The sequence below is a fragment of the Dysgonomonas sp. HDW5A genome (assembly GCF_011299555.1).
Lineage (GTDB): Bacteria > Bacteroidota > Bacteroidia > Bacteroidales > Dysgonomonadaceae > Dysgonomonas_A.
Window position 1 is genome coordinate 2375922 of sequence record NZ_CP049857.1, and the last position, 21349, is coordinate 2397270.

Consider the following 21349-nt stretch of genomic DNA (forward strand, 5'->3'; position numbering starts at 1 on the left):
ATTTATCATTTTTCAAGAAACCATTCGCCAAGTTCTTTGCGGGCATCAGCTAATTTTCCTTCCCAATGTTTTACCGAATTTTGACCTATGAGATCTGTTACATATTTAACAGCAATAAACGGAATATTATATTCCTTACAGACGATGGCTTGTGCAAATGCTTCCATATCTACTACGTCACCATACACCGATTCAGCTTCAGTAACAAAACTGTCTCCCGTATTACATGTTCCCGAGTTACTATTGGCTAGCAAGTCTTCAAAGATTTTGGTTTTAGCCACTAGTGGAGTAAAATCAATTTCGTATTCAACGCCCGGAAGATTTATTGAATGAAAATCTCGATCGATAAACCGTTGACAAATAAATATATCTCCGATATTATGAGTAAGTGTTCCTGCTGTTCCCATATTTAAGACTAAATCGGGCTTTTCCTTGTAAATAGCCTCAGTTAGTTTCATTGCGGCTTTAGCTTTTCCAATACCTGTGAGGGCATATATCATCTCACAACCTTTAAGTGTAACAGGAATAAACTCATCCTTAACAGCATATGTAAGTAAAACTTTTTTCATATTAATTCAAATAAATAAGAAGTAAAGGTATTAATTTCTCCAACAGTATAACTTTGTATCCTTAAAATAGCAAGAATTGTAAAGAGAGAAATACTGATATAAAGTATATTTGCCTGTTATGATAACAAAAGAGAAAAGCAGACAAGAATATCAGGCAAGAATTAATCGGGTAATGGATTATATTGAAAAGCATATCGATCAGCCTATCGATCTAACTACTCTGGCTGATGTTGCACATTTTTCAGCCTTCCATTTTCACCGCATGTTTACTTTCTTGGTAGGTGAGACTCCCAATACTTTTCTGTTAAGAATACGGGTTGAAAAAGCGGCTTATTTATTGAGAGGGTATAAGGAGCTTTCAATTAGTGAAGTAGCTTATTCCTGTGGGTTTAATAATGTATCTTCGTTTAGTCGTACATTTAAAAAATACTTTGGTGTTAATGCTAAATACTTTCGGGAAACAGAAAAAGGTGTCTTTGCAAAGGATGGGCTGTTTTATAGCAAGAACGGTCAATTACTGAGCAAGAATGGTCAAAAAAACTTGGGTATAAATGCTCAATTTTGCAGTGTCGAATTTAAAAACTTAATTATTATGAACACTCAAATTGAAGTAAAAGAAATGCCCGAAATGAAAGTGATCTATTGTCGTCACACAGGACAATTTCACTTAATCTACAAAGCGTATGAGAAATTGATGAAATGGGCAGCCCCACGGAATTTATTGAATTTTCCGGAAACCAAATCTCTGACAGTTTATCATGATGATCCATCTGTAACTGAAATCGAAAAAGTACGTCAGGATGCTTGTATAACCGTTAACGAAGATGTAAAAGTGGATGGTGAAATAGGTAAAATGACTGTAGAAGGAGGTAAATATGTTGTGGGACGTTTCGAAATAAACGAAACTGAGTTTCAGGAAGCCTGGAATACGATGTGTATGTGGTTTACCGAAAGCGGCTATCAGCAAGGAGATGGTAATACGTATGAATTATACTATAATGATCATACACAACATCCGGAGAAAAAGCATATTCTGGATATTTGTATTCCAGTAAAAGTGTTGTAAACACTTGATGTTTTCGATAAAAAATTAGTACGGAAAAATGCTTTTAGCTTGTTTAATCATAGCTAAAAGCATTTTCAATTAGAATGAGAGGCAACTTAATTCTTTTTTTGTACATTTATAGTATATAAGTAAAAGAAAATATTTAATGGCACATTTCAAAAGCAGAACAACCTATCGCTGTTTTGCTTGCCAAAGCAATAAATAGTTCTGCTAACTTAATGGAACCAGATAGATTAAAAGATGAAAGATAAGATACTGTCAATTCAAAGTAAAGTAGTATATGGATATGTGGGAAATAATATTGCAGAACTGGCTATACAATTGCATGGGTTGGATGTAATTTCTTTTCCGACAGTTTATTTATCTGCACATACGGGACACAGACCCATTCATGGAAAAGCTGTTTCGAAAGATTTATTTGATGATCTGATCGCCGGAATCGAAGCTATTGATGTTCTGGATACTACTTCCTGTGTGGTTACAGGCTATATTGGCTCAGAAGAAATTTTACTTTCGTCGTCTGAATTTATACAACGTATAAAGAAAACATTCCCTCATAAATTATATATCTGCGATCCTGTGATGGGTGATATCAGTACAGGTCTTTATGTGCCTGATGCGGTAGCCGGACAGTTGATTTCTACTTTAATACCTTATTGTGATATACTGACACCTAATCAGTTTGAGCTCGAATATATCCTTAAACATAAGGTTAATACGATTGCTGGAATAATTGATTTAGTAAAATCAAACCCAATATTGAGTAAAAAGACTATTGTTGCCACAGGCTGCTATCTGGAAGATACTCCCGAGGGACAGATCGAAACAATTATTATACGAGGAGAAGATACGGAACGAATTTACTCTCAAAATATAGATATTGATGCGGTAGGAACGGGAGACCTTTTTACTGCAATCTTTGCTTCTCAATTAACTAAAGGTAAAGATCTGGTGTCGGCTGCAACAAAAGCTTCATCAACAATAAGTGAGGTGCTGGCTTACATCACTCGAAGAGGTCTCGATGAAATGAATGCCGAATGTTTACTAAGATATATAAGAGAGTAATACCATAAAAAGCTTTATGATCTTAATATATGTATGATAATATATTTCCACTGATTTGGATCAGCGATATTTCACAAAGTTTCGTATTGTATTGAGCCTGAACAAGTCGATCTTCGGCTTCTAGCAAGCTGTTTTGAGCTTCCCGTAATTCGATTCCTGAAAGATCGCCTAACTTATACCGCTCAAGAGCAATCTCATAATTGTCATGAGCTGTTTGAAGATTCTCTTTTTCGAGATTCGTTAATTCCATATTGTTCTGATAAGCCATCCACATTTTCGACAAATCTGTTCTCAGAGACAATTCTACTTGTTGATATTGAAGTTCTTTCGTTTGAACCTCTATTTTCGCATTTTTCCGTTTTCGTTCCCGGTTAAAACCATCAAAAATATTAAACCCTAGGGTAAGACCATAGTTGAATCCCATATTTTTTTGACGATCAACAGAGCCTATTTCATACATATTTTGAGTAAACCCATACCCTGCATTTACTTTCAAATAAGGGAAGTATTGACTTTGAATAGCTTTCAGGTCGAGGACGCTGATATTTTTGTCTCTTTTATATAATTGAAGGAACACATTCGAAACTTGGAGGTTTTGCCAGATATCATCCCTGTTTAGTAGCGAATTAAATTCGATGATTGAATCTGTTATGTATAGCGGTTCTTCTACATTATCCATCGCCATTAATTGATTGATCTGGACGCGTGAAGTAAATATAACCTCATTTTGTTTGATAAGCATAGAACTATCAGCATTGAAGTCTACCTTCGCTTGTTGTAATTCGAGACGAGACCCTGCACCAATACTATAACGAGCTTCTACTATCCTTAATCTTTCTCTGGATAATTTAACCGCATACCTAAGGTTATCTAATCTTATTTTCTGCTGGATATAGTTATAATACTCATTAGATATATTCAGTACGAAATTCTCAATTGCAAGACGTGTATTCAGTTCTCCGATCTGTTGAAGTTCTTTTAGACGACCGTAATTGGCCTGAATGTTGAATCCGTCAAAAACAGTCCAATCCAGATTAATTCCCGCATTTAATGCCTGATTATGTACTCCGTTGTTTTTGGTTATATCACCCGATGTTAAACGTTGCTCGGTATTATTGATTGTTCCCGAATATCCGCTGTTCAAATTCAAATATGGCAAATATCCCGCATTACCGATAGTCCGATTATTGTCGGCTACCTGTTCATCATTTCTGGTTATTCTTATTTCATAATTACGCTCTAGTCCAATTTCGATACAGCGTTTCAGATCAACCCTATCTTGTGCTGAAATAAAATAAGGAAGTGTCAGTAAAAATATAATAATATGATGTTTCTTCATGATATTGCAAATTGAATTTTATCGAGATCTTACGATTTCTGTTCCTTTTGTTCTTTCTTTTGAGCCTTTTTTTCTCTGTCGGTAGATATATACAAATACATTACCGGTACAATAAATACTGTGAGAAATGTGGATATAGTCATCCCTCCGATTACGGCAATACCCATGGCAATCCGTCCGTTCGAACCTTCGGCAGTAGCCAACACTAGTGGTAATAGACCCAGTATAGTTGCAAAACTGGTCATTAAGATAGGACGGAGGCGTTGTACCGATGCCCCTTGAATAGCTTCAAGTCTGCTCATGCCTGTTTCCTGACGCTGATTAGCAAATTCAACTATAAGAATACCATTTTTAGCTACCAACCCGATAAGCATAATAATACCTATTTGGCTGAATATATTCATTGTTATTCCCCAGATGTACATAAATAGTAATGCACCCGCAATAGCTAGTGGGACGGTAAGCATAATAACCAAAGGATCTTTGAAGCTTTCGAACTGTGCTGCCAATATTAAGAAAATAAGTACAATAGCCAATAGAAAGGCAAACATCAAACTCGATGAGCTTTCCCTGAAATCTTTGGAGTCTCCTGCCAACGCTGTACGAAAACTCTCATCTAAAGTTGTCTTTGCGATACGATCCATTTCATTCAAACCTTCGCCGATGGTAACTCCCGGAGCCAGTCCCGCAGATACGGTAGCTGAGTTAAAACGATTGTAACGATATAGTTGTGGTGGAGCTACACTTTCTTCCAGCTCAACAAGATTATCCAATTGAATCATATCCCCGTTTAGATTCTTGAGGTAGATAGATTTTAGATCCAATGGAGTGTTACGCTGTTGGCGGTTTATTTCGCCTAGTATCTGATACTGCTTACCATTCATATAGAAGTAGCCCATACGCTGACCACTCAAAGCATATTGTAGTGTTTGTCCGATATCTCGTGTACTTACGCCTAGTAAGGCAGCCTTATCACGGTCTATCTTAATACGGGTTTCGGGTTTTGTAAATTTGAGGTTTACGTCAGCCATCTGGAATAAAGGACTCTCGTTTACCTTTTGCATAAATTGGGGAATGAACTCTTCCAGTTTTGCAATATTAGGCGCTTGCAAAACATATTGAATAGGCATACTGGTACGCCTGCCTCCAAAAGTCGATTGTTGCTGCACAAAGGCTCTGGCCTCTGTCTCTTTACGAAGTACAGGCGAAAGAGCGTCGGCTATCTGCATTTGACTTCTCTCCCGATCTTTTATATCAGGCAATACAACTGTTATATTTCCGCCGCCGCTTCTAACCCGCATTATATTCGAAAGTCTTTCGGGTGCTATGGAATCTACGGTTTGAGATACTTTTTCGATATAATCTCTGTAAAATTCATAGGTTGCACCTTCAGGACCACTTACCCGTATCGATATTTGCGACCGATCTTCCAAAGGAGCCATCTCCGATGGTATATTTTTAGCAAGAAAGACGATTCCGATAAATGTCACTATTATAATAGGCCATACAAGTAATCTGTGTGTAAGAAAGTAATGTAGTCCTTTACTGTATACTGAATTCAATCCTTTGAAAAAAGGGTCGGTAACTCGGTAAAACCATCCGGGTTTATCGTTTCTTTTTAGAAGCTTGGTTGCCAGCATAGGTGTGAAGGTTAATGCTACGAACGAAGATATAAGAACCGAACCGGCTATAACCATACTGAATTCACGGAATAAACGTCCTGTCATACCTTCGAGAAATACGATAGGGAAGAATACGGCAACTAAAGTTATGGTGGTTGAGATTACAGCAAAAAGTATTTCTTTTGAACCTTCTATCCCTGCCTCTAAGGGAGACATTCCCTCTTCAATCTTCAAATAGATATTCTCCGTGACTACAATGGCATCGTCTACAACAAGTCCTACAGCCAAAACAACGGCCAACATTGATAGTACATTGATAGAATATCCGGCAACGTACATAACGAAGAAAGCACCAATCAATGAAATAGGAATCACCACACAAGGCACTAGCGTAACACGCCAATCGCGTAGGAAAAGAAATATAATAAGTACTACGAGCAGGAATGCTATGTAAATAGTTTCTTCCACTTCAAAAATAGAAGTTCGAATAAACTTGGTATTATCAAAAGCAATGCCTAATTGTACATCATTGGGTAAATCTTTTTGCATTTGTTCCAACCGGATCATTGTTTCATCCGAGATCTCGATTTGATTGGCTCCGGGCTGAGGGATTATAACGACACTCACCATTGGGATGCCGTTCTTTTTCATAATATTCCTTGGGTTTTCGGTTCCCAATTCGGCATTTCCGATATTCCCAAAACGAACAACATTGTAGTTATCTTCTTTTACAACCAGACTGTTGAACTCTTCGGGAGTCTCCATCAATCCAAGTGTACGGATAGAGAGTTCTATCTTGTCGCCCTCTATACTTCCCGATGGTAGTTCTACATTTTCTTTGTCAATGGCACTCTTTACATCCATAGGAGTAATACCATAGGCAGCCATTTTTACAGGGTCGAGCCATAAACGCATCGAGTAACGATGTTGTCCCCATATTTCGACAGCACTCACATTCGGTATAGTTTGTAAACGTTCTTTTATGGTAAGTTCGGCAATTTCGCTCAGTTCCAATAATGACCGTTTGGCACTTTGAACAGTAATCTGGATAATCGGATTTGCATCAGCATCAGCTTTCGATACAGTCGGAGGGTCACAGTCGCGAGGTAAATATCTTTGTGCTCTTGATACTTTGTCGCGCACATCATTGGCGGCCGTTTCAAGGTCTACACTCAACTCAAATTCAACAGTAATGTTGCTAGAGCCTTGGCTACTGCTACTTACTAGTGAACGGATACCGGGAATACCATTGATGTTTTGCTCCAATGGTTCGGTTATCTGGCTTTCTATGATTTCGGCATTTGCCCCCGGATAAGATACACTAACCGTGATAATAGGGTTGTCTATATTGGGATATTCCCGAACTCCAAGGTAAGTATAACCAATCATACCTAAAAGGAATATAATCAGTACAAATACGGTGGATAGCACAGGGCGTCGTATACTTAATTCTGAAATAGTCATAAGTTGATAAACTTAAGTAATAGAACGTTTTTCAATGTTGTGACAGTTATTGTTATGCTTGATTGGAATAATAAAAAAAGTTCGGCGACCTTAATTTATATTGTCAAGAGTAATCGGCATACCATCTCGTAATTGCATTACACCACTTGTTAATAAAGTATCTCCTAAAGCGAGTCCGTCAAGTATTTGTATCGAAGAGGCTGTTCGCATACCTTTTTTTATCTCTACCTGATGAGCTTTCCCGTCTTTGTAAATGTAAGCGATATCACGTCCCATTTCGGCAACAGTAGAAATGCTGGGTATGACCAGCGTATTTTTTATCTCTTGTAATTTTATTTCGATATTAGCAGAATGACCGGGTTTTAGTTTTCCGCCTGCATTCTGATAAATAGCACGGGCTTTTAAAGTCAAGGTTTGCTTGTCGAGGTTAGATTCGATGGCATATACTGAGGCTTGATATTTATTTAAATCATTATCTAATGTGAAGAAAAGAACAGTTCCCGGTTTTATATCGTTGGCTTGTCGTTCATTAACCGAAAACTCAATTTTAAGAGGAGTTATTTTGGTCAATTTCGAAATAATGGTAGCTGAAGTAGCGTAAGCACCTTCACTCACGAAGCGAAGTCCGATAATACCGGTAAAAGGAGCTCTTAATTCAGTCTGAGCAATTTTTGCTTTGACTAATTCAATATCAGCATTTAATTTATCCAGCTCGGTATTTACCGATTCGTATGCTTCCTGGCTGACAGCATCTTTTGCCAATAATGATTTTTGACGAAAAACACGATCTTCGGCAAGAGGTTTTTGAGCTTCGAGTTTTTTGAGCTCAGCCTGTAATGGAGTGTCGTTTACTTTGGCAAGCAAATCGCCTTTTTTGACAGCACTTCCTTCCTTGAAATAAATAGCGGTAATTTTTCCGGAGGTTTCAAAAGATAAATCGACTTCTTCATCAGGAATTAATACACCTTTTGTTTTGAAAACATCATCCAGATTTTGAAATTTAAGTACCATGGCATTTACATTGAGGGAACCCTGTCCTCTGCCACTTGTATTACCTCTTTGTTCCTGAGAATTTTTTTCTTTGAGAGGTAGTATATTTTTGATACTGGGATAAAAAGCCATACCGGCAATTATCAAAACGATTACGATAATGAGTGCTATTTTAGCTTTTTTATTCATGGGGTGATGTTCTGAAATATAAGGTCTCGGACCTATTTGTTGTCCATCTAAGTATACCGAAAAATGGTAGTTATAGCCTTAAAATGTGACATTAAATACTTTCTGTTGTTTAATTAGTTACGAATATACATATAACTAATGCATAATGTTAGACAAGTTTAAAGTGAAAAGGTTTAATCAGATAATAAAAAATTATAACTAAAAAAAGTCATTTCCCATTATACTTTTATATCTCTATATATGTTATATAAATAATGAGGAGTATTTAATAATGTTTTTATAAACTGTAAAAGCTTGTATTTGTTATACTTGATAAAGCAGAGAGACGCTTTGATGCGTAAATCTCAACTGATTGAAAAAAATATTTTTAAAATAAATAAATTTAGGATTATGGATAATTTACCGATTATAATAGAACAAATCTATACAGCTCCTGTGTCAAAAGTATGGGAGGCTCTAACGGATAAGGAGAAAATGGAAGAGTGGTACTTCGATATCAAAGGTTTTATTGCCGAAGAAGGAAAGACTTTTGATTTTGACGTGGAAGATGGTGGAAATTTATATCACCATCATTTTGAAATATTGGAAGTTATTCCCAATAAAAAACTTCGACATACGTGGACACATCCGGGACATAGTAAAGGTCGATCCGTTTTAACCTGGGTATTAGAACCTGTAGGCAAAGGTACAAAGGTGACACTGATTCACGAAGGAGTCGAAAATTTCTCCGATGCAGGAGATGGATTCACAAAAGAGAATTATATTAAAGGCTGGAACGAAATATTAGAAAAATGGTTAAGAAATTTTCTTGAAGGATAAGGACTTAGAGTCCTTTATATTTTGTTGTCGAGGTGAACTTATCCGTTTATTTCTCTAACAATTATGAACATCTGGATCTGCTGGGACAAATTGAGGCAGATTATTAATCAATATTTTATTTATTTACTTAATTAGTTATCTATTAAACTTGAAAAATTATGGCAACAGCAATTCAACCATACCTGACTTTTGAGGGTAATTGTGAAGAGGCATTCAATTTTTATAAATCTGTATTCGGAAAAGAATTTACTTATATAGGTCGTTTTGCGGATATGCCTCCATTGGAAGGACAACCTGCAATATCTCCGGAATATTCTAATAGAATTATGCATGTGGCTTTGCCTATAAATAATGATTTTATGCTTTTTGGAAGTGATAATATGGAGGGGAGCTGTGGAGGCCCTGATCTGGTTATCGGGAATAATATTTCTTTATCCCTTCAAATTGAAACAAAAGAAGAAGCCGATAGAGTATTTGGAGCACTATCGAAAGGAGGTACTGTAGGTGTGCCTATGGGCGATACTTTCTGGAATGCTTATTTTGGAATGTTTACTGATCGGTTTGGAATAAACTGGATGATTAATGTAGAACAGAATACTGATAAAAAGTAACCATATGAAAAAGATAGCAAATCCTGTAGGCTGGTTCGAAATTTATGTTAGTGATTTGGAACGTGCAAAAAAGTTTTACGAAAATGTGTTTGATCGTGAACTGTATGAGATACCAGCTCCTGATGATTCGGATATAAAGATGGTTGTTTTCGAAATGGATGAAGATGCCCCCAACGCTTCCGGAGCATTGGTAAAGATGGAGGGTATGGAACCCGGCGGAAATAGTACAATAGTATATTTTTCTTCTTACGATTGTGAAATTGAACAAAAGAAGGTAGAGGTTGCCGGAGGAAAAATTCTGAAACCCAAATTTTCGATTGGCGAATATGGCTTTATCTCACTAGTTCTGGATACTGAAGAAAATTGTATAGGCATACATTCCCTTAAATAATAATTAATTAAAAGGAAGAATTTATTCGAATATCTTAGTCAGGTCGGGGCGTATACAATACGCCCTGATACACAATCGGTAAAATGTTTCGATAATTATGATTAATAACTTCTAGAATTCTTTCTATTTAATACTTAAAATGATTTCAGAATGGCAAAACATAGAGACATAGTCACTGTACAAGTGCTTGTTGATGCATCTATAGATACTGTTTGGAAATGCTGGACTACCCCCGCTGATATAATTAAATGGAATAATGCATCCGATGACTGGCATACGCCTGAAGCTAGTAATGATTTGAGAAAAGGGGGTAAATTTAGTTATAGGATGGAAGCTAAAGATGCTTCTATGGGGTTCGACTTTGGAGGTGTTTATAGTGATATAATTGATAAACAAGAGATAAATTATACGCTTGAAGATGGTCGGAAGACTAAAATAACTTTTATAGAGGTAGATAACAAAGTTCAAGTTATAGAATCTTTCGAAGCCGAAGATATTAATTCCATAGAAATGCAACGACAAGGTTGGCAAGCTATTCTGGATAATTTTCAAAAATATGTAGAGCATCAATTGCCGAAAAGATGAAAAAAAAATTAGACCATGTCTTTGGTTTGATAATCAAGCCGAAGAAGCTGTAAAATTCTATACTTCGATTTTTAGAGATTCAAAAGTTGAAGGAGTGAGTTATTATGGCAAAGAAGGATTTGATATCCATCATCAGAAAGAAGGGACAGTATTGACCATCGAATTTGAGATAAACGGGCAGTCTCTTACAGCATTAAACGGAGGTCCTGTTTTTCAATTCAATGAGTCAATATCGTTACAGGTATTTTGTGATAGTCAACAAGAAATAGACTATTACTGGGACAAACTTACCGGTGATGGGGGAGAAGAAAGCTATTGCGGATGGCTTAAGGATAAATACGGACTTTCGTGGCAAATAGTACCATCTATGCTTTCTGAATTAATGAAAGATCCGGTTAAAGCCGAAAAAATAATGAGTGTATTTATGGAGATGAGAAAACTTGATCTCGAAAAGATACAAAATGCCTAAGCCGATTTAATACTGTTTTATCTATAAGTAAATTATATTATTACATATATTTTTGAGTAAAGAGTAGGAGCTTAAAGTTAAACACACTATAAGCTCTTATTTTTTTATATGAATAGAGTTTTTTCTATCTATTGTTGCTTTGTAAAATGAGAACATCTTAGGTTCGAAGACTTCTTTCGGAGCTTTTTCGTAATCTTTTTAATTGCTTAAAATCCAGTGAACATTGTTTTCATAAATAATGTTATAAAGTGTGATATGAAATGAGCGATTTGGCTTAGTTAACTCGAAAAGTGAAAATTATAAAACAATATAGAGCTATTTCTTGTTAACATAATACGAAAACTTTATTTAGCATTGGACATATCGAAATTAAATTATAAAATTATGAGAACTTTAAGACTTTTTTCGCTAGTATTATTTAGCGCATTGATGTTTGCTTCGTGTAAGTCATCATTGACAGTGTCGACAGACTATGATCGTAGCGTTGACTTTTCGAAGTATAAAACATTTGGAATTTATAAGTTGGATGCCGAAGCTCAAACTATTAGCCAACTAAATAGAAATCGTATCTATGAAGCTATAAAAGCCGCACTTATCGAACGTGGTTTAACCGAATCTGCAACTCCTGATCTATGGGTAAATAGCCTTGCTTTTGTTGAATCAAGAGAGTCACATTCCAGTACTACCATGACTACCGGTATGGGTATGGGAATGGGTATGGGCGGAATGGGAATGGGTGGTTTCCATCGTCCTTATATGTGGGGTGGTCCTATGATGATGACCGGATCAAGTGTAGCCCGCACTCAGCACAATGTAGATATTTATCATAAAGGATCGTTATTGGTTGACTTGATTGATGCAAGAACTAATACTTTGGTATGGCATGCCGCAGGTAACCGCGATGTTGATAAAAACTTCGGACGTAATGCTGATGAAAAGATCGCAAAATACGTATCTAAAATGTTTGCAAGTTTTCCTCCTGCAACAATTGTAAATACAACAGTAAAGTCTAAATAAGTTTCTGTAGTTCTGAATTAATATGAAAAGCTGCTCCTAAAGAGCAGCTTTTTTCTTTTATGTTATACCATTAATATGCAGAACCAAGATTAATAATAAAAACCCCCCACCATTTTCCAGAGGAAAAATGGTGGGGGGTTAACAGGTCTATTTCTTGTGTCTTATATTAAAGCTACTTGATTGGCTTTATACCCATATTTTTTATATAATTCTTCACATGCTCGTTTCGCTGTTCTGGCGTTAAACTGGCAGGAAGTTCAATTGATGTTCTACTATCAACTACTACACAAACAACATCGCCCATTCTTTTCTTATGCTCTTCTAACATTTGACTTACAAGGTCATTTGCTCTCACACGTTCAGAACGATTAATTGCGCCCTCTTTACCCTTGAGCGGCGTTCTTTTTTTAGTTTCCATATTCACACTATATTTATAAGTAAATAAATAAAATAACCTTCTCAGGCTGGTTTTTTGTGAATATACTCAATAATAATCAGATAAACAATTATTTAACAAAAATAGACAAGTTCCGATGACCCTAAATTGAGCCATATTTTGATTCGTGTAAGATTGCTAATGAGTCTGACACCACAATTACGACGTTTTTGTACAATAGAAATTAACGAGAAATAATTGTAGTATTATTTTCGGATAGCCATTTTTGAAGAACATAAAAATCGACATCTTTTAATATAACTTGTTTATTGGCATCAAGTAAATAAAGTGTGGGTATTGCTTTTAAATCGTAAACCTTTTTGTTTTGTACAATTTGATTTTTATCATATCCGTTTATCCATAAAGGAGGAATATCATTCATATGTTTTTTCCAAATTTCTAAATCAGCATCCGGATAAAATGAAAGTATAGAAAGAGATTTGTTTTGTAGACCTTCATTAATAACATTCGAAGCCTTAATTGCTTCAATCAGCTCTGCACAAGCATGGCAATCGGGATTATAGAATAAAACAATCGTGTATTCGCTTTTTATATCATATAGCCTGCCTGTTTTCCCAGAGGCTAAAGTATATGTAAAGTCTGTTGCTTTATCGCCGATTCTGTTTTTCAATAGCATGTTCAGTTTAAAATCAGCACGCTCTTTATCCGTCTCATTAGTTTTGCCGGACTCTATAATATAATTTAATACAGGGATGTAAAACTCTTCGTTTCGTAAAGGAGAATTCGGATCATAAAGGTATTTATTATATATATCCAGAAAATAGCTGTGCATTTTATTATCTGTCTCAGCCTTTATTAAGGTGCTTTTTATTGAGGCATAGGCTGTATCTTTATCAGCATGAGGCAAGATCTCAATATAATCAGCCATGGCTTGCTCTGTAATACTTGGCAAATGGATATATGCGGTATCGGTGAAGTCAAAATTATCCCAATAGTGTTTCACCAGATAATTTGCTCTGTCTAGTGGAACAACCAGTTCATCAGGAACTATAGGCATTCTGAATTTGCGTTCTTTTTTTTGCTCAGTTGTTGCTTGAGTTTGTTTATCCGTATTGCTACATGCTGACAGGCAAATTCCAAAGGACAGACAGAAAAAGATAATTGTATAATATATTTTCATAATTGTACTTTATTCTCTAAAGATATTCCTCAAAATTAAAAACAGAGTTAAAATGTATAAGCTAATGCTATCCCTATATTATCAGAAGGTGATAGTGTTGGTTCCGATTGTCGGTACACTCTTCTTGTATCTTCCTTGGTGGAGGAAGAATATACGTAGGCAGTAAGTAATTAAAAAATCAAGAAAGAGCGTTTCATTATTTTATCTGCAATATTAGTTTTCTGTTGATTCTACAAATAGATTAATTTCCGACTCCGATTATTCTTTAATCTTAACGTATATATGTTTAATATGTTTCTTGTCGGCAACTCTAACATCTATATCAAAGACTTTGTTCAGCGACTTTATCATAGGAGTAAGTTTGGGGTAGCCATAATTTCGAGGATCAAAATCGGGTCTCTTTTTAATAATCAGATTACCCATATCCCCAAGAAAAGCCCATCCATCATCATCGGCTAAATCCTGAACTGTAGTTTTAAGCAGCTGTATCAGTTTCTTATTAATAGGTTCGATATTAGAATCTTTATCAGATTTAGACTGATTTGAAGATGCTGAATCTTGTTGCGTATCGGATGTTTCAGCTTCAGAATTTCCGATTATTTCGATATAAATAAACTTGTCGCAAGCTACAATAAACGGTTTTGGCGTTTTTTTCTCGCCGATCCCAATAACCAGCATACTCGATTCTCGTAATCTCACAGCTAATCTGGTAAAATCGCTATCACTCGAAACGAGACAAAAGCCATCTACTTTATCGGAGTGAAGTATATCCATGGCATCAATAATCATGGCTGAGTCGGTTGCGTTCTTTCCAGTGGTGTAACTGTATTGTTGTATGGGAGTTATGGCATGTTCCAGTAACGGTTGCTTCCATCCCGAGACAGTTGGTTTAGTCCAGTCTCCATATATTCTTTTGATAGTAGGTACACCTATTTTAGCAATTTCATCGAGCATACCTTTTATATTTGAATAAGGTATATTATCGGCATCAATAAGAACTGCTAATTTTAAGTCTTGACTTTCTCTCATAAACGTAATCTTTTATTAATCTCAAATGTACAATTTCTTTGAGGTTATTCATTGTAAGTATCGTAAAATATTATGATTATGATTTTATTTTTCTATTATATCTTTGTCGGGCATAGTTTGTTTAATTAGTATTTAAATATATCTGCAAAAATTCGAACAACTTCTATTCTTTTATTGTAATGTGGGTGATAATCTTATCTAATATGGTATTAAACTGGATTAAATAGGTGTATAATGAATAATTTTTCTGATTTAAGTTTAATAAACGAACTACAATGTAATAATAAGGATGCTTATGAAATATTGTATATGAGATATTTTCCTGTAATTGCTTCTTATATAAAACAAAATAGAGGTAATGATGAAGATGCACAAGATGTTTTTCAGGAAGCAATTATTGTTTTATTTGAGAAGGTAGAGCATCCCGATTTTGTGTTGACGTCGTCATTATCGACTTATCTGTTTGCTATTTCAAAAAATATTTGGTTGAAGGTTCTGAGAGATCATAAATTTGTTGTGACAGATCAACTTGACGAAACTTTGCATAATGCAGAGTTACTTGTTCATCGAGAAGAAGATGTTGACTTATTTGAAAAGGTCGATTCGTGGCTTAATAAAATAACCAAACATTGTCAACAGGTTCTAAGAGCATTGTTCTTTTACAATCAATCCATTGAGACGTTAATGGGTATTATGGGTTGGAAAAATAGACACACTGCCGATAATCAAAAATATAAATGCATTCAGCAATTAAAGAAAAGCTCAAAAAGAGAATGACTTGATCGTTCCCTTTTTGAGCTTTACCTTTACTCTTCAGTGTCTTTGAAAAATTTCATTGATAATAATCCATATCCGACTGCTGCACCCGATCGTAATGCAGCTGCAATCATGATTGTTTCCGAGAGTTCTTCTTGAGTTATTCCTATTTCTTTTGCTTTTAAAGTGTGAACTTCTATGCAATATGGGCATTGTGTCGTTAAAGCTATTCCGATGGATATTAGTTCTTTGTATTTAGTCGGAATACTAGTTTGGACGTCATGCACTTCTTTATCGAAGCTTAGCCACGCCTTGCTTTGTTGGGGAGCACTTTCAATAATTTCTTTAGCAAACTGTTTGTCTGTGGATTCAGTGTAATGTTTCATACAAATTTTTCATTTATGGGTTTCAGTTATTAATACCTCAAATCTCATTATATCACCCTCATTATATTTTTCTTATTATATAATCTATGTAACAATAATGAGACACCTTTATATTTTTTGATAGAGGAGTAATAAACAATAGGTAATTTTTATTGTTTCATATTGAAACAACCTATTTTATGAGGAAAGATTATATTCATACTAAAAGAGAATGGTATTCTGCCGAAAGTGCTGATGTTATAGACTCCTTGGAATCGGATATTGCTGCCGGATTATCAGACAGTGAGGCTACCCAACGACTACAACAATTTGGCGAAAATGTACTTCCCGATAAGAAAAGAGAAAGCAAATTAATTCGTTTTCTGAAGCATTTTAATGATATATTGATATATGTGCTTTTTGTCGCAGCAATAGTTACTGCCGTATTGGGGCACTATGTTGATACTGCAGTTATTTTGCTGGTTGCTATTGTGAATGCATCAATCGGATATTTTCAGGAGAATAAAGCCGAGAAAGCATTAGAGGATATCAAAAAGATGCTATCTCTTAAAGCACAGGTAATAAGAAACGGAGTAAGAACCGAAATTGATGCTTCTCATTTGACAGTGGGTGACATCGTTTTGTTAAGTCCCGGAGATAAAGTTCCTGCCGATTTGCGTTTGTTGAGAGCCGATAATTTAAAAATAGAAGAATCTCCTTTGACGGGAGAATCTGTTCCTTCGGAGAAGAAAGTTGGAGCTTTACCTCTTGATACCATGTTGGGAGATAGAATCAATATGGCCTTTTCGAGTACTACCGTTAGTGCAGGTACAGGCGTAGGCGTTGTAATAGCCATAGGAAAAGATACTGAAATAGGTAAAATCAATGAGATGATGTCCGAGGTTGAGGAGATTACAACTCCTTTGCTTAAACAAACAGCTAAGTTTGGAAAATCGGTATCTATAATAATTGTCGGCATTGCATTTGTAATTTATTTGTTCGGGTATTTCTTCCGCCATTACGATTCAGGCGAATTGCTTATGTCGGTTATCGGGCTTGCAGTAGCAGCTATTCCCGAAGGTTTGCCTGCCATACTTTCGATTATTTTGGCAATCGGAGTTCAGAATATGGCTCGACGAAATGCAATTGTCCGTACACTCCCGTCGGTAGAAACATTAGGAGCAGTATCTGTTATTTGTTCAGATAAAACAGGTACACTTACTAAAAATGAAATGACTGTAAAAACTGTTGATATACGCGATGGTCAATTTACCGTTACAGGTACCGGTTATGCTCCAACAGGAGATGTATTGAGTAATGGTAAAAAGGTTGATTTTAATTCCGAGCCTATATTGGAAGAACTGATCAACTGTTTCAATATTTGCAATGAGGCATCTTTAGGAAAAGACGAACACGATCATTGGTTTGTAAAAGGAGATCCTACTGAAGGAGCTTTAATAACTCTATACCAAAAAGCAGATGTTGATCATAGTCCCGTTGAACGAAAGTCAACTATTCCTTTCGATTCGGAATATAAATATATGGCTACCCTTATTGAGAATGCTGATCACAATATTATCTATATTAAAGGTGCTCCCGACAGGCTACTGGATATGGCTGAAAAAGAAAAGTCTAAAGCCGGAGAGCAAAATTTTGATCGCCGTTATTGGGAGAGTAAGATTACGGAGCTAGCTCAAAAAGGTCAGCGTATTATCGGTGCAGCCTACAAAATAGTAGATAAGAGTGTAACTGATATCGAACACGAAGATATTCACGATGGTATTGTTTTTCTTGGTCTTGCCGGAATTATAGACCCTCCACGTGAAGAAGCAGTAGAAGCTATCCGATTGTGTGCCGAAGCAGGAATTACCGTCAAAATGATTACAGGTGACCATGTTGATACAGCAAAAACTATCGGAAAAGAGATGGGTATTGGCGATGGTACTAAAGCTTTACAAGGAAAAGACCTTGAAAAAATGAGCGATGCCGAACTTGAAGTTGCCGCTCAGGAATACGATATTTTTGCCCGTACAAGTCCCGAACATAAATTGAAATTGGTAAAAGCTTTACAGGCCAGAGGTACTATTTGTGCTATGACGGGTGATGGGGTGAATGATGCACCTGCCCTGAAAAAAGCTGATGTTGGTATTGCCATGGGGATCAAAGGTACGGAGGTGACCAAGGATGCTTCGGAAATGGTGTTGGCAGACGATAATTTCAGTACGATAGTGGCTGCAGTTGAGGAAGGACGAAGGGTATATGATAATTTGAAAAAAACTATCTTATTTATCTTGCCGACTAATGGAGCGGAAAGCTTTCTTATTATTGCAAGTATTTTATTTGGCACAATGATGCCTTTGACACCCGTTCAGATACTGTGGGTTAATATGGTAACATCGGTAACCGTTTCATTGGCACTAGCCTTTGAGAGAATTGAGCCGGGAGCAATGAAGCGTCCTCCACGTTCGCCTCAAACGCCCTTGTTAAGCGGATATTTTATTTGGCGAATATTGTTTGTATCGGTTCTTATTGGTGGTGGAACTCTTTGGATGACTATAAACTTGTTAGCTCACGGTGTTGCTGAGGAAATTGTAAGGACAATCACTTTGCAGACTATCGTAATTGCTCAGATGTTCCACTTATTCAATAGCCGAAGCATTAGAGGTTTTGCATTTAATAAAGATTTCTTTACGAACAAAGCCGTATTTGTAGTATCAGCTTTATTGATAATTCTTCAGTTAAGTATTACTTATCTGCCATTTATGAATGATGTGTTTGGCACTAATCCTTTGACTTTGGAGGATTGGATATATCCGTTTACTCTTGGCTTTGCAGTATTTGTTATTGTAGAAATTGAAAAAGCTGTAATGAGACAGATTGATAAAAGAAGGATCTTAAAATAAGATTATATATCTTCAAGAAATGAAAAAGACCGATATAAATAATATATCGGTCTTTTTTATTTCGAATAATTTGATTTTACTTATCAGTTCTGAATGGTGCAGCGGGTAATCCTTCGCTATTGAACAGATTCACGTCCGGATTATTTGACCATGAATATCTTACAGCAGCCGGATTAGTTATTTTATCACTTGCCACTATTACTTTATCGCCATCTAAATAAGCTTTAGCCCATACAAATTTATTATCAGCTCCCGCAATTGCAAAACCTTCGATGTATCCATATTTGCTTTTTACAGATAATCCTTTCCCTATGTTATCAAAATAGATGATTGCTTTATCTCCTGATATTTCCATTTTTTTGAATGTCGGTCCCGAATAAACGATGTCACTCTTTCCATAATCTTTATTCAGAGCAATTAGTGCTAAGCGCAAGCCTACATCCTGTTTGTTGCGAGGATGGATATCAGCTCCATCACCTATATCTGTAATTACTGCCTGACCTGTATTGGGTAACGAAAGAGTCATGGCTTGAGCTTCACGTAATTCAGCCCATTTGCTATCCTCCGGTTGAGTATCTTTTGCCATATAATTAGCCAGTTGTACCCAATAGAAAGGAAATTGATATCCCCATTTACCTCTCCAGTCGTTGATAAGGGTAGGGAAGAGGGTACGATAATTGTAAGCGGTATTGGCATTATTTTCGCCCTGATACCATATCGCTCCTTTTATAGATAAGGGAGTTATAGGGTTTATCATTGCGTTGTAAAGTAAGGATGGATAAGCATTGGGGGAGAAATCAATATAACCGAACTTTTTGTTGGTAACCGATGGTTTGTATTCCCATTGTCCCGCCAAAGGATATCTAATGCTGTTTACTTCTATATATAAATCTTCAGGCAAACCGAAGAGTCCACCACCTCCACTATGATCTACCACTTTTACGGTTAAAGTATTTATACCATTTTCCAACACGCCTTTTTCGATATCATATATACGAGGAATGCCATATCCCACTGTTTCTCCTATTTTAGTGCCATTAATCCATGAAACATCGTCATCATCCACAGGACCCAGATGTATTGTCGCAGCTTTGCCAATAGCAGTTTCGGGTAAAGTGAAGTTGTATCTGAACCACACAATACCGTCTATCGAAGCAAGCTCTGTTTGTCCCCATTCTTGTGGTATCTGCATTTTTTCCCAATTTGTAGTTGCATATGAAGGTTTAAACCATTCTTCCTTTATACCCGGATCGTTTGCTAAGGCTGTTAAATAGTCTTTCTTTTTACTTTCGTTCTCCTGTGCAAATTTAGCGAGGTCTATGCCTTTCATGTCAGTGTATCGCTCTTTGAAATTATCGGGTAACTTGTTGAATGAATCCGAGCTTATCCATGTTTCTATATCAGTTCCTCCCCACGATGAATTGATTATACCGATAGGAATATTAAGTTCTCTGTTCAATTTACGGGCAAAGAAATAAGCTGTAGCCGAAAAATTAGAAACCGTTTCGGGCGAACAAACCTGCCATTTGCCTTCAAAATCAGAATTAGGTGTCATGCTCATGGCTTTTTCTACATTAAAGGCTCTGATTAAAGGATAATCGGCGTCTTTTATTTCTTTTTCGTAGTTGTATACTTGTCCCCAACCATTTACAGGCATTTCCATATTAGATTGCCCACTGCATAACCAAATATCTCCAATTAGAATATTGTTTAGGGTTATCGTATTGTTAGCCCCTTGTATTTTCATTTGGTAAGGCCCTCCGTAAGGGATCGGATCGAGATTTACATACCAATAACCCGATTTATCGGTTTTAGCATTTTTAATTTGTCCTAGCATTTCTATTTTGACTTTTTCATTTTTATCAGCCCATCCCCATATTTTTAGAACTTTGTCTCTTTGGAGGATCATATTATCCGAAAATATATGAGGCAATCTAACTTCAGCCTGTAGTACTGATGTGAAAAGAACCGTAAGGAGTAACAGATAAGCGTACTTTTTCATCGATAATAGTTTAAGTATTATGTTTAATTATTAGATACTTACAAATATAATATATCGTACTGAGATTTTGTGTCGATTAAATATTAATAGTTTGGTTTGTCCATATGATAAATTGGAGTGTGAATTTAAGATATTTTCCGCCGTTTTTTATTTTTTATTGATTATTTTGAGTTTTTCTTGATTACTATATATTTGATAAATAGAATTGTATCTTTCCATGATTGCGAATTAACGTTTTGGTGTCGTCTAAAAGTATAATAATATTCAATCTCAATTGTATCTTTGCTGCTCACTTTATATAATGAAAAGTATTTATGTATTGCACTAAACATATCTTTTCATTTTAGGAAAATCAATCAAGAAAAGCTCATAAAGAAGTAATTAAAAACTATTTAACTCTCCCGGTCTAAATGGGTTTAACATTAGCTTTGTTATAATTGAAGTGGAATAACCGACAGTATAACTTCTATGAAGTATTCTTTTATTTGGTATTGGGCGAAATGTCTCCTGTTCAAGCAGAA

The 21349-nt window shown here is 35.9% G+C and carries 19 protein-coding genes; 10 read left to right on the top strand and 9 right to left on the bottom strand.

Annotation, left to right across the window (positions count from 1 at the left end):
* Nucleotides 1-5: 5 nt before the first annotated feature.
* Nucleotides 6-569 (bottom strand): 5'-methylthioadenosine/S-adenosylhomocysteine nucleosidase, encoded by a 564-nt coding sequence (locus G7050_RS09900; RefSeq protein WP_166114656.1) that lies wholly within the window; start codon nucleotides 567-569, stop codon nucleotides 6-8.
* A gap of 118 nt (nucleotides 570-687) precedes the next feature.
* Between G7050_RS09900 and G7050_RS09905 the strand changes: the two genes are divergently transcribed.
* On the top strand, nucleotides 688-1635 hold the full coding sequence (locus G7050_RS09905) for a GyrI-like domain-containing protein (protein WP_166114659.1): 948 nt from the start codon (nucleotides 688-690) through the stop codon (nucleotides 1633-1635).
* A gap of 240 nt (nucleotides 1636-1875) precedes the next feature.
* Nucleotides 1876-2700 (top strand): pyridoxal kinase, encoded by an 825-nt coding sequence (gene pdxY / locus G7050_RS09910; protein ID WP_166114662.1) that lies wholly within the window; start codon nucleotides 1876-1878, stop codon nucleotides 2698-2700.
* Between the two features lie 22 nt (nucleotides 2701-2722).
* Here the strand turns inward: pdxY and G7050_RS09915 are convergent, their stop codons facing one another.
* The 3 genes from G7050_RS09915 to G7050_RS09925 all read right to left on the bottom strand — a co-directional run bounded on the left by G7050_RS09915 (nucleotide 2723) and on the right by G7050_RS09925 (nucleotide 8304).
* Nucleotides 2723-4039 (bottom strand): TolC family protein, encoded by a 1317-nt coding sequence (locus tag G7050_RS09915; RefSeq protein ID WP_166114665.1) that lies wholly within the window; start codon nucleotides 4037-4039, stop codon nucleotides 2723-2725.
* A 29-nt stretch (nucleotides 4040-4068) separates the two neighbouring features.
* Complete coding sequence (locus G7050_RS09920) at nucleotides 4069-7125, bottom strand: efflux RND transporter permease subunit (protein ID WP_166114668.1); 3057 nt, start codon at nucleotides 7123-7125, stop codon at nucleotides 4069-4071.
* A gap of 90 nt (nucleotides 7126-7215) precedes the next feature.
* Entirely contained in the window at nucleotides 7216-8304 is a 1089-nt protein-coding gene (locus G7050_RS09925; protein WP_166114671.1) for an efflux RND transporter periplasmic adaptor subunit, read from the bottom strand.
* 390 nt (nucleotides 8305-8694) lie between these two features.
* On the opposite strand from G7050_RS09925, the gene G7050_RS09930 reads away from it, so the two are divergent.
* From G7050_RS09930 to G7050_RS09955, 6 genes are all read left to right on the top strand, one after another.
* A complete protein-coding gene (locus tag G7050_RS09930) occupies nucleotides 8695-9123 on the top strand; it encodes an SRPBCC domain-containing protein (protein ID WP_166114674.1) in 429 nt (142 codons plus the stop codon).
* Between the two features lie 158 nt (nucleotides 9124-9281).
* Nucleotides 9282-9734, top strand: coding sequence for a VOC family protein (locus tag G7050_RS09935; protein WP_166114677.1), 453 nt, complete (start codon nucleotides 9282-9284; stop codon nucleotides 9732-9734).
* 4 nt (nucleotides 9735-9738) lie between these two features.
* Nucleotides 9739-10125, top strand: coding sequence for a VOC family protein (locus G7050_RS09940; RefSeq protein WP_166114680.1), 387 nt, complete (start codon nucleotides 9739-9741; stop codon nucleotides 10123-10125).
* A 150-nt stretch (nucleotides 10126-10275) separates the two neighbouring features.
* Nucleotides 10276-10710, top strand: a complete 435-nt coding sequence (locus tag G7050_RS09945) for an SRPBCC family protein (RefSeq protein ID WP_166114683.1) — start codon at nucleotides 10276-10278, stop codon at nucleotides 10708-10710.
* A gap of 7 nt (nucleotides 10711-10717) precedes the next feature.
* Nucleotides 10718-11179 (top strand): VOC family protein, encoded by a 462-nt coding sequence (locus tag G7050_RS09950; RefSeq protein ID WP_255499303.1) that lies wholly within the window; start codon nucleotides 10718-10720, stop codon nucleotides 11177-11179.
* A 384-nt stretch (nucleotides 11180-11563) separates the two neighbouring features.
* Nucleotides 11564-12196 carry a DUF4136 domain-containing protein gene (locus G7050_RS09955; protein ID WP_166114698.1) on the top strand — a complete coding sequence of 211 codons (633 nt, stop codon included), beginning with the start codon at nucleotides 11564-11566 and terminating at the stop codon, nucleotides 12194-12196.
* 172 nt (nucleotides 12197-12368) lie between these two features.
* On the opposite strand, the gene G7050_RS09960 is transcribed toward G7050_RS09955, so the two are convergent.
* The 3 genes from G7050_RS09960 to G7050_RS09970 form a co-directional block, all read right to left on the bottom strand.
* Complete coding sequence (locus tag G7050_RS09960) at nucleotides 12369-12614, bottom strand: hypothetical protein (protein WP_166114699.1); 246 nt, start codon at nucleotides 12612-12614, stop codon at nucleotides 12369-12371.
* Nucleotides 12615-12816: 202 nt separating this feature from the next.
* The gene (locus G7050_RS09965) at nucleotides 12817-13773 is read right to left on the bottom strand and encodes a DUF5106 domain-containing protein (protein WP_166114700.1); all 957 of its coding nucleotides are present in this window, start codon (nucleotides 13771-13773) and stop codon (nucleotides 12817-12819) included.
* A gap of 258 nt (nucleotides 13774-14031) precedes the next feature.
* Nucleotides 14032-14802 (bottom strand): NYN domain-containing protein, encoded by a 771-nt coding sequence (locus G7050_RS09970; protein ID WP_166114702.1) that lies wholly within the window; start codon nucleotides 14800-14802, stop codon nucleotides 14032-14034.
* A gap of 234 nt (nucleotides 14803-15036) precedes the next feature.
* Here G7050_RS09970 and G7050_RS09975 point away from each other — a divergent pair, with 234 nt between their 5' ends.
* Nucleotides 15037-15579 (top strand): RNA polymerase sigma factor, encoded by a 543-nt coding sequence (locus G7050_RS09975; RefSeq protein WP_166114705.1) that lies wholly within the window; start codon nucleotides 15037-15039, stop codon nucleotides 15577-15579.
* A gap of 29 nt (nucleotides 15580-15608) precedes the next feature.
* On the opposite strand, the gene G7050_RS09980 is transcribed toward G7050_RS09975, so the two are convergent.
* A complete protein-coding gene (locus tag G7050_RS09980) occupies nucleotides 15609-15944 on the bottom strand; it encodes a carboxymuconolactone decarboxylase family protein (protein ID WP_166114708.1) in 336 nt (111 codons plus the stop codon).
* Nucleotides 15945-16123: 179 nt separating this feature from the next.
* On the opposite strand from G7050_RS09980, the gene G7050_RS09985 reads away from it, so the two are divergent.
* Complete coding sequence (locus G7050_RS09985) at nucleotides 16124-18826, top strand: cation-transporting P-type ATPase (RefSeq protein WP_166114711.1); 2703 nt, start codon at nucleotides 16124-16126, stop codon at nucleotides 18824-18826.
* 76 nt (nucleotides 18827-18902) lie between these two features.
* Here G7050_RS09985 and G7050_RS09990 read toward each other — a convergent pair whose 3' ends face one another.
* Nucleotides 18903-20828 carry a sialate O-acetylesterase gene (locus tag G7050_RS09990; RefSeq protein WP_166114714.1) on the bottom strand — a complete coding sequence of 642 codons (1926 nt, stop codon included), beginning with the start codon at nucleotides 20826-20828 and terminating at the stop codon, nucleotides 18903-18905.
* Between the last annotated feature and the right edge of the window lie 521 nt (nucleotides 20829-21349).

What these genes read in the sequence shown, in the direction of transcription:
- G7050_RS09900 (WP_166114656.1), bottom strand. Translation starts at nt 569, where the DNA reads ATGAAAAAAGTTTTACTTACATATGCTGTTAAGGATGAGTTTATTCCT.
- G7050_RS09905 (WP_166114659.1), top strand. Translation starts at nt 688, where the DNA reads ATGATAACAAAAGAGAAAAGCAGACAAGAATATCAGGCAAGAATTAAT.
- pdxY (WP_166114662.1), top strand. Translation starts at nt 1,876, where the DNA reads ATGAAAGATAAGATACTGTCAATTCAAAGTAAAGTAGTATATGGATAT.
- G7050_RS09915 (WP_166114665.1), bottom strand. Translation starts at nt 4,039, where the DNA reads ATGAAGAAACATCATATTATTATATTTTTACTGACACTTCCTTATTTT.
- G7050_RS09920 (WP_166114668.1), bottom strand. Translation starts at nt 7,125, where the DNA reads ATGACTATTTCAGAATTAAGTATACGACGCCCTGTGCTATCCACCGTA.
- G7050_RS09925 (WP_166114671.1), bottom strand. Translation starts at nt 8,304, where the DNA reads ATGAATAAAAAAGCTAAAATAGCACTCATTATCGTAATCGTTTTGATA.
- G7050_RS09930 (WP_166114674.1), top strand. Translation starts at nt 8,695, where the DNA reads ATGGATAATTTACCGATTATAATAGAACAAATCTATACAGCTCCTGTG.
- G7050_RS09935 (WP_166114677.1), top strand. Translation starts at nt 9,282, where the DNA reads ATGGCAACAGCAATTCAACCATACCTGACTTTTGAGGGTAATTGTGAA.
- G7050_RS09940 (WP_166114680.1), top strand. Translation starts at nt 9,739, where the DNA reads ATGAAAAAGATAGCAAATCCTGTAGGCTGGTTCGAAATTTATGTTAGT.
- G7050_RS09945 (WP_166114683.1), top strand. Translation starts at nt 10,276, where the DNA reads ATGGCAAAACATAGAGACATAGTCACTGTACAAGTGCTTGTTGATGCA.
- G7050_RS09955 (WP_166114698.1), top strand. Translation starts at nt 11,564, where the DNA reads ATGAGAACTTTAAGACTTTTTTCGCTAGTATTATTTAGCGCATTGATG.
- G7050_RS09960 (WP_166114699.1), bottom strand. Translation starts at nt 12,614, where the DNA reads ATGGAAACTAAAAAAAGAACGCCGCTCAAGGGTAAAGAGGGCGCAATT.
- G7050_RS09965 (WP_166114700.1), bottom strand. Translation starts at nt 13,773, where the DNA reads ATGAAAATATATTATACAATTATCTTTTTCTGTCTGTCCTTTGGAATT.
- G7050_RS09970 (WP_166114702.1), bottom strand. Translation starts at nt 14,802, where the DNA reads ATGAGAGAAAGTCAAGACTTAAAATTAGCAGTTCTTATTGATGCCGAT.
- G7050_RS09975 (WP_166114705.1), top strand. Translation starts at nt 15,037, where the DNA reads ATGAATAATTTTTCTGATTTAAGTTTAATAAACGAACTACAATGTAAT.
- G7050_RS09980 (WP_166114708.1), bottom strand. Translation starts at nt 15,944, where the DNA reads ATGAAACATTACACTGAATCCACAGACAAACAGTTTGCTAAAGAAATT.
- G7050_RS09985 (WP_166114711.1), top strand. Translation starts at nt 16,124, where the DNA reads ATGAGGAAAGATTATATTCATACTAAAAGAGAATGGTATTCTGCCGAA.
- G7050_RS09990 (WP_166114714.1), bottom strand. Translation starts at nt 20,828, where the DNA reads ATGAAAAAGTACGCTTATCTGTTACTCCTTACGGTTCTTTTCACATCA.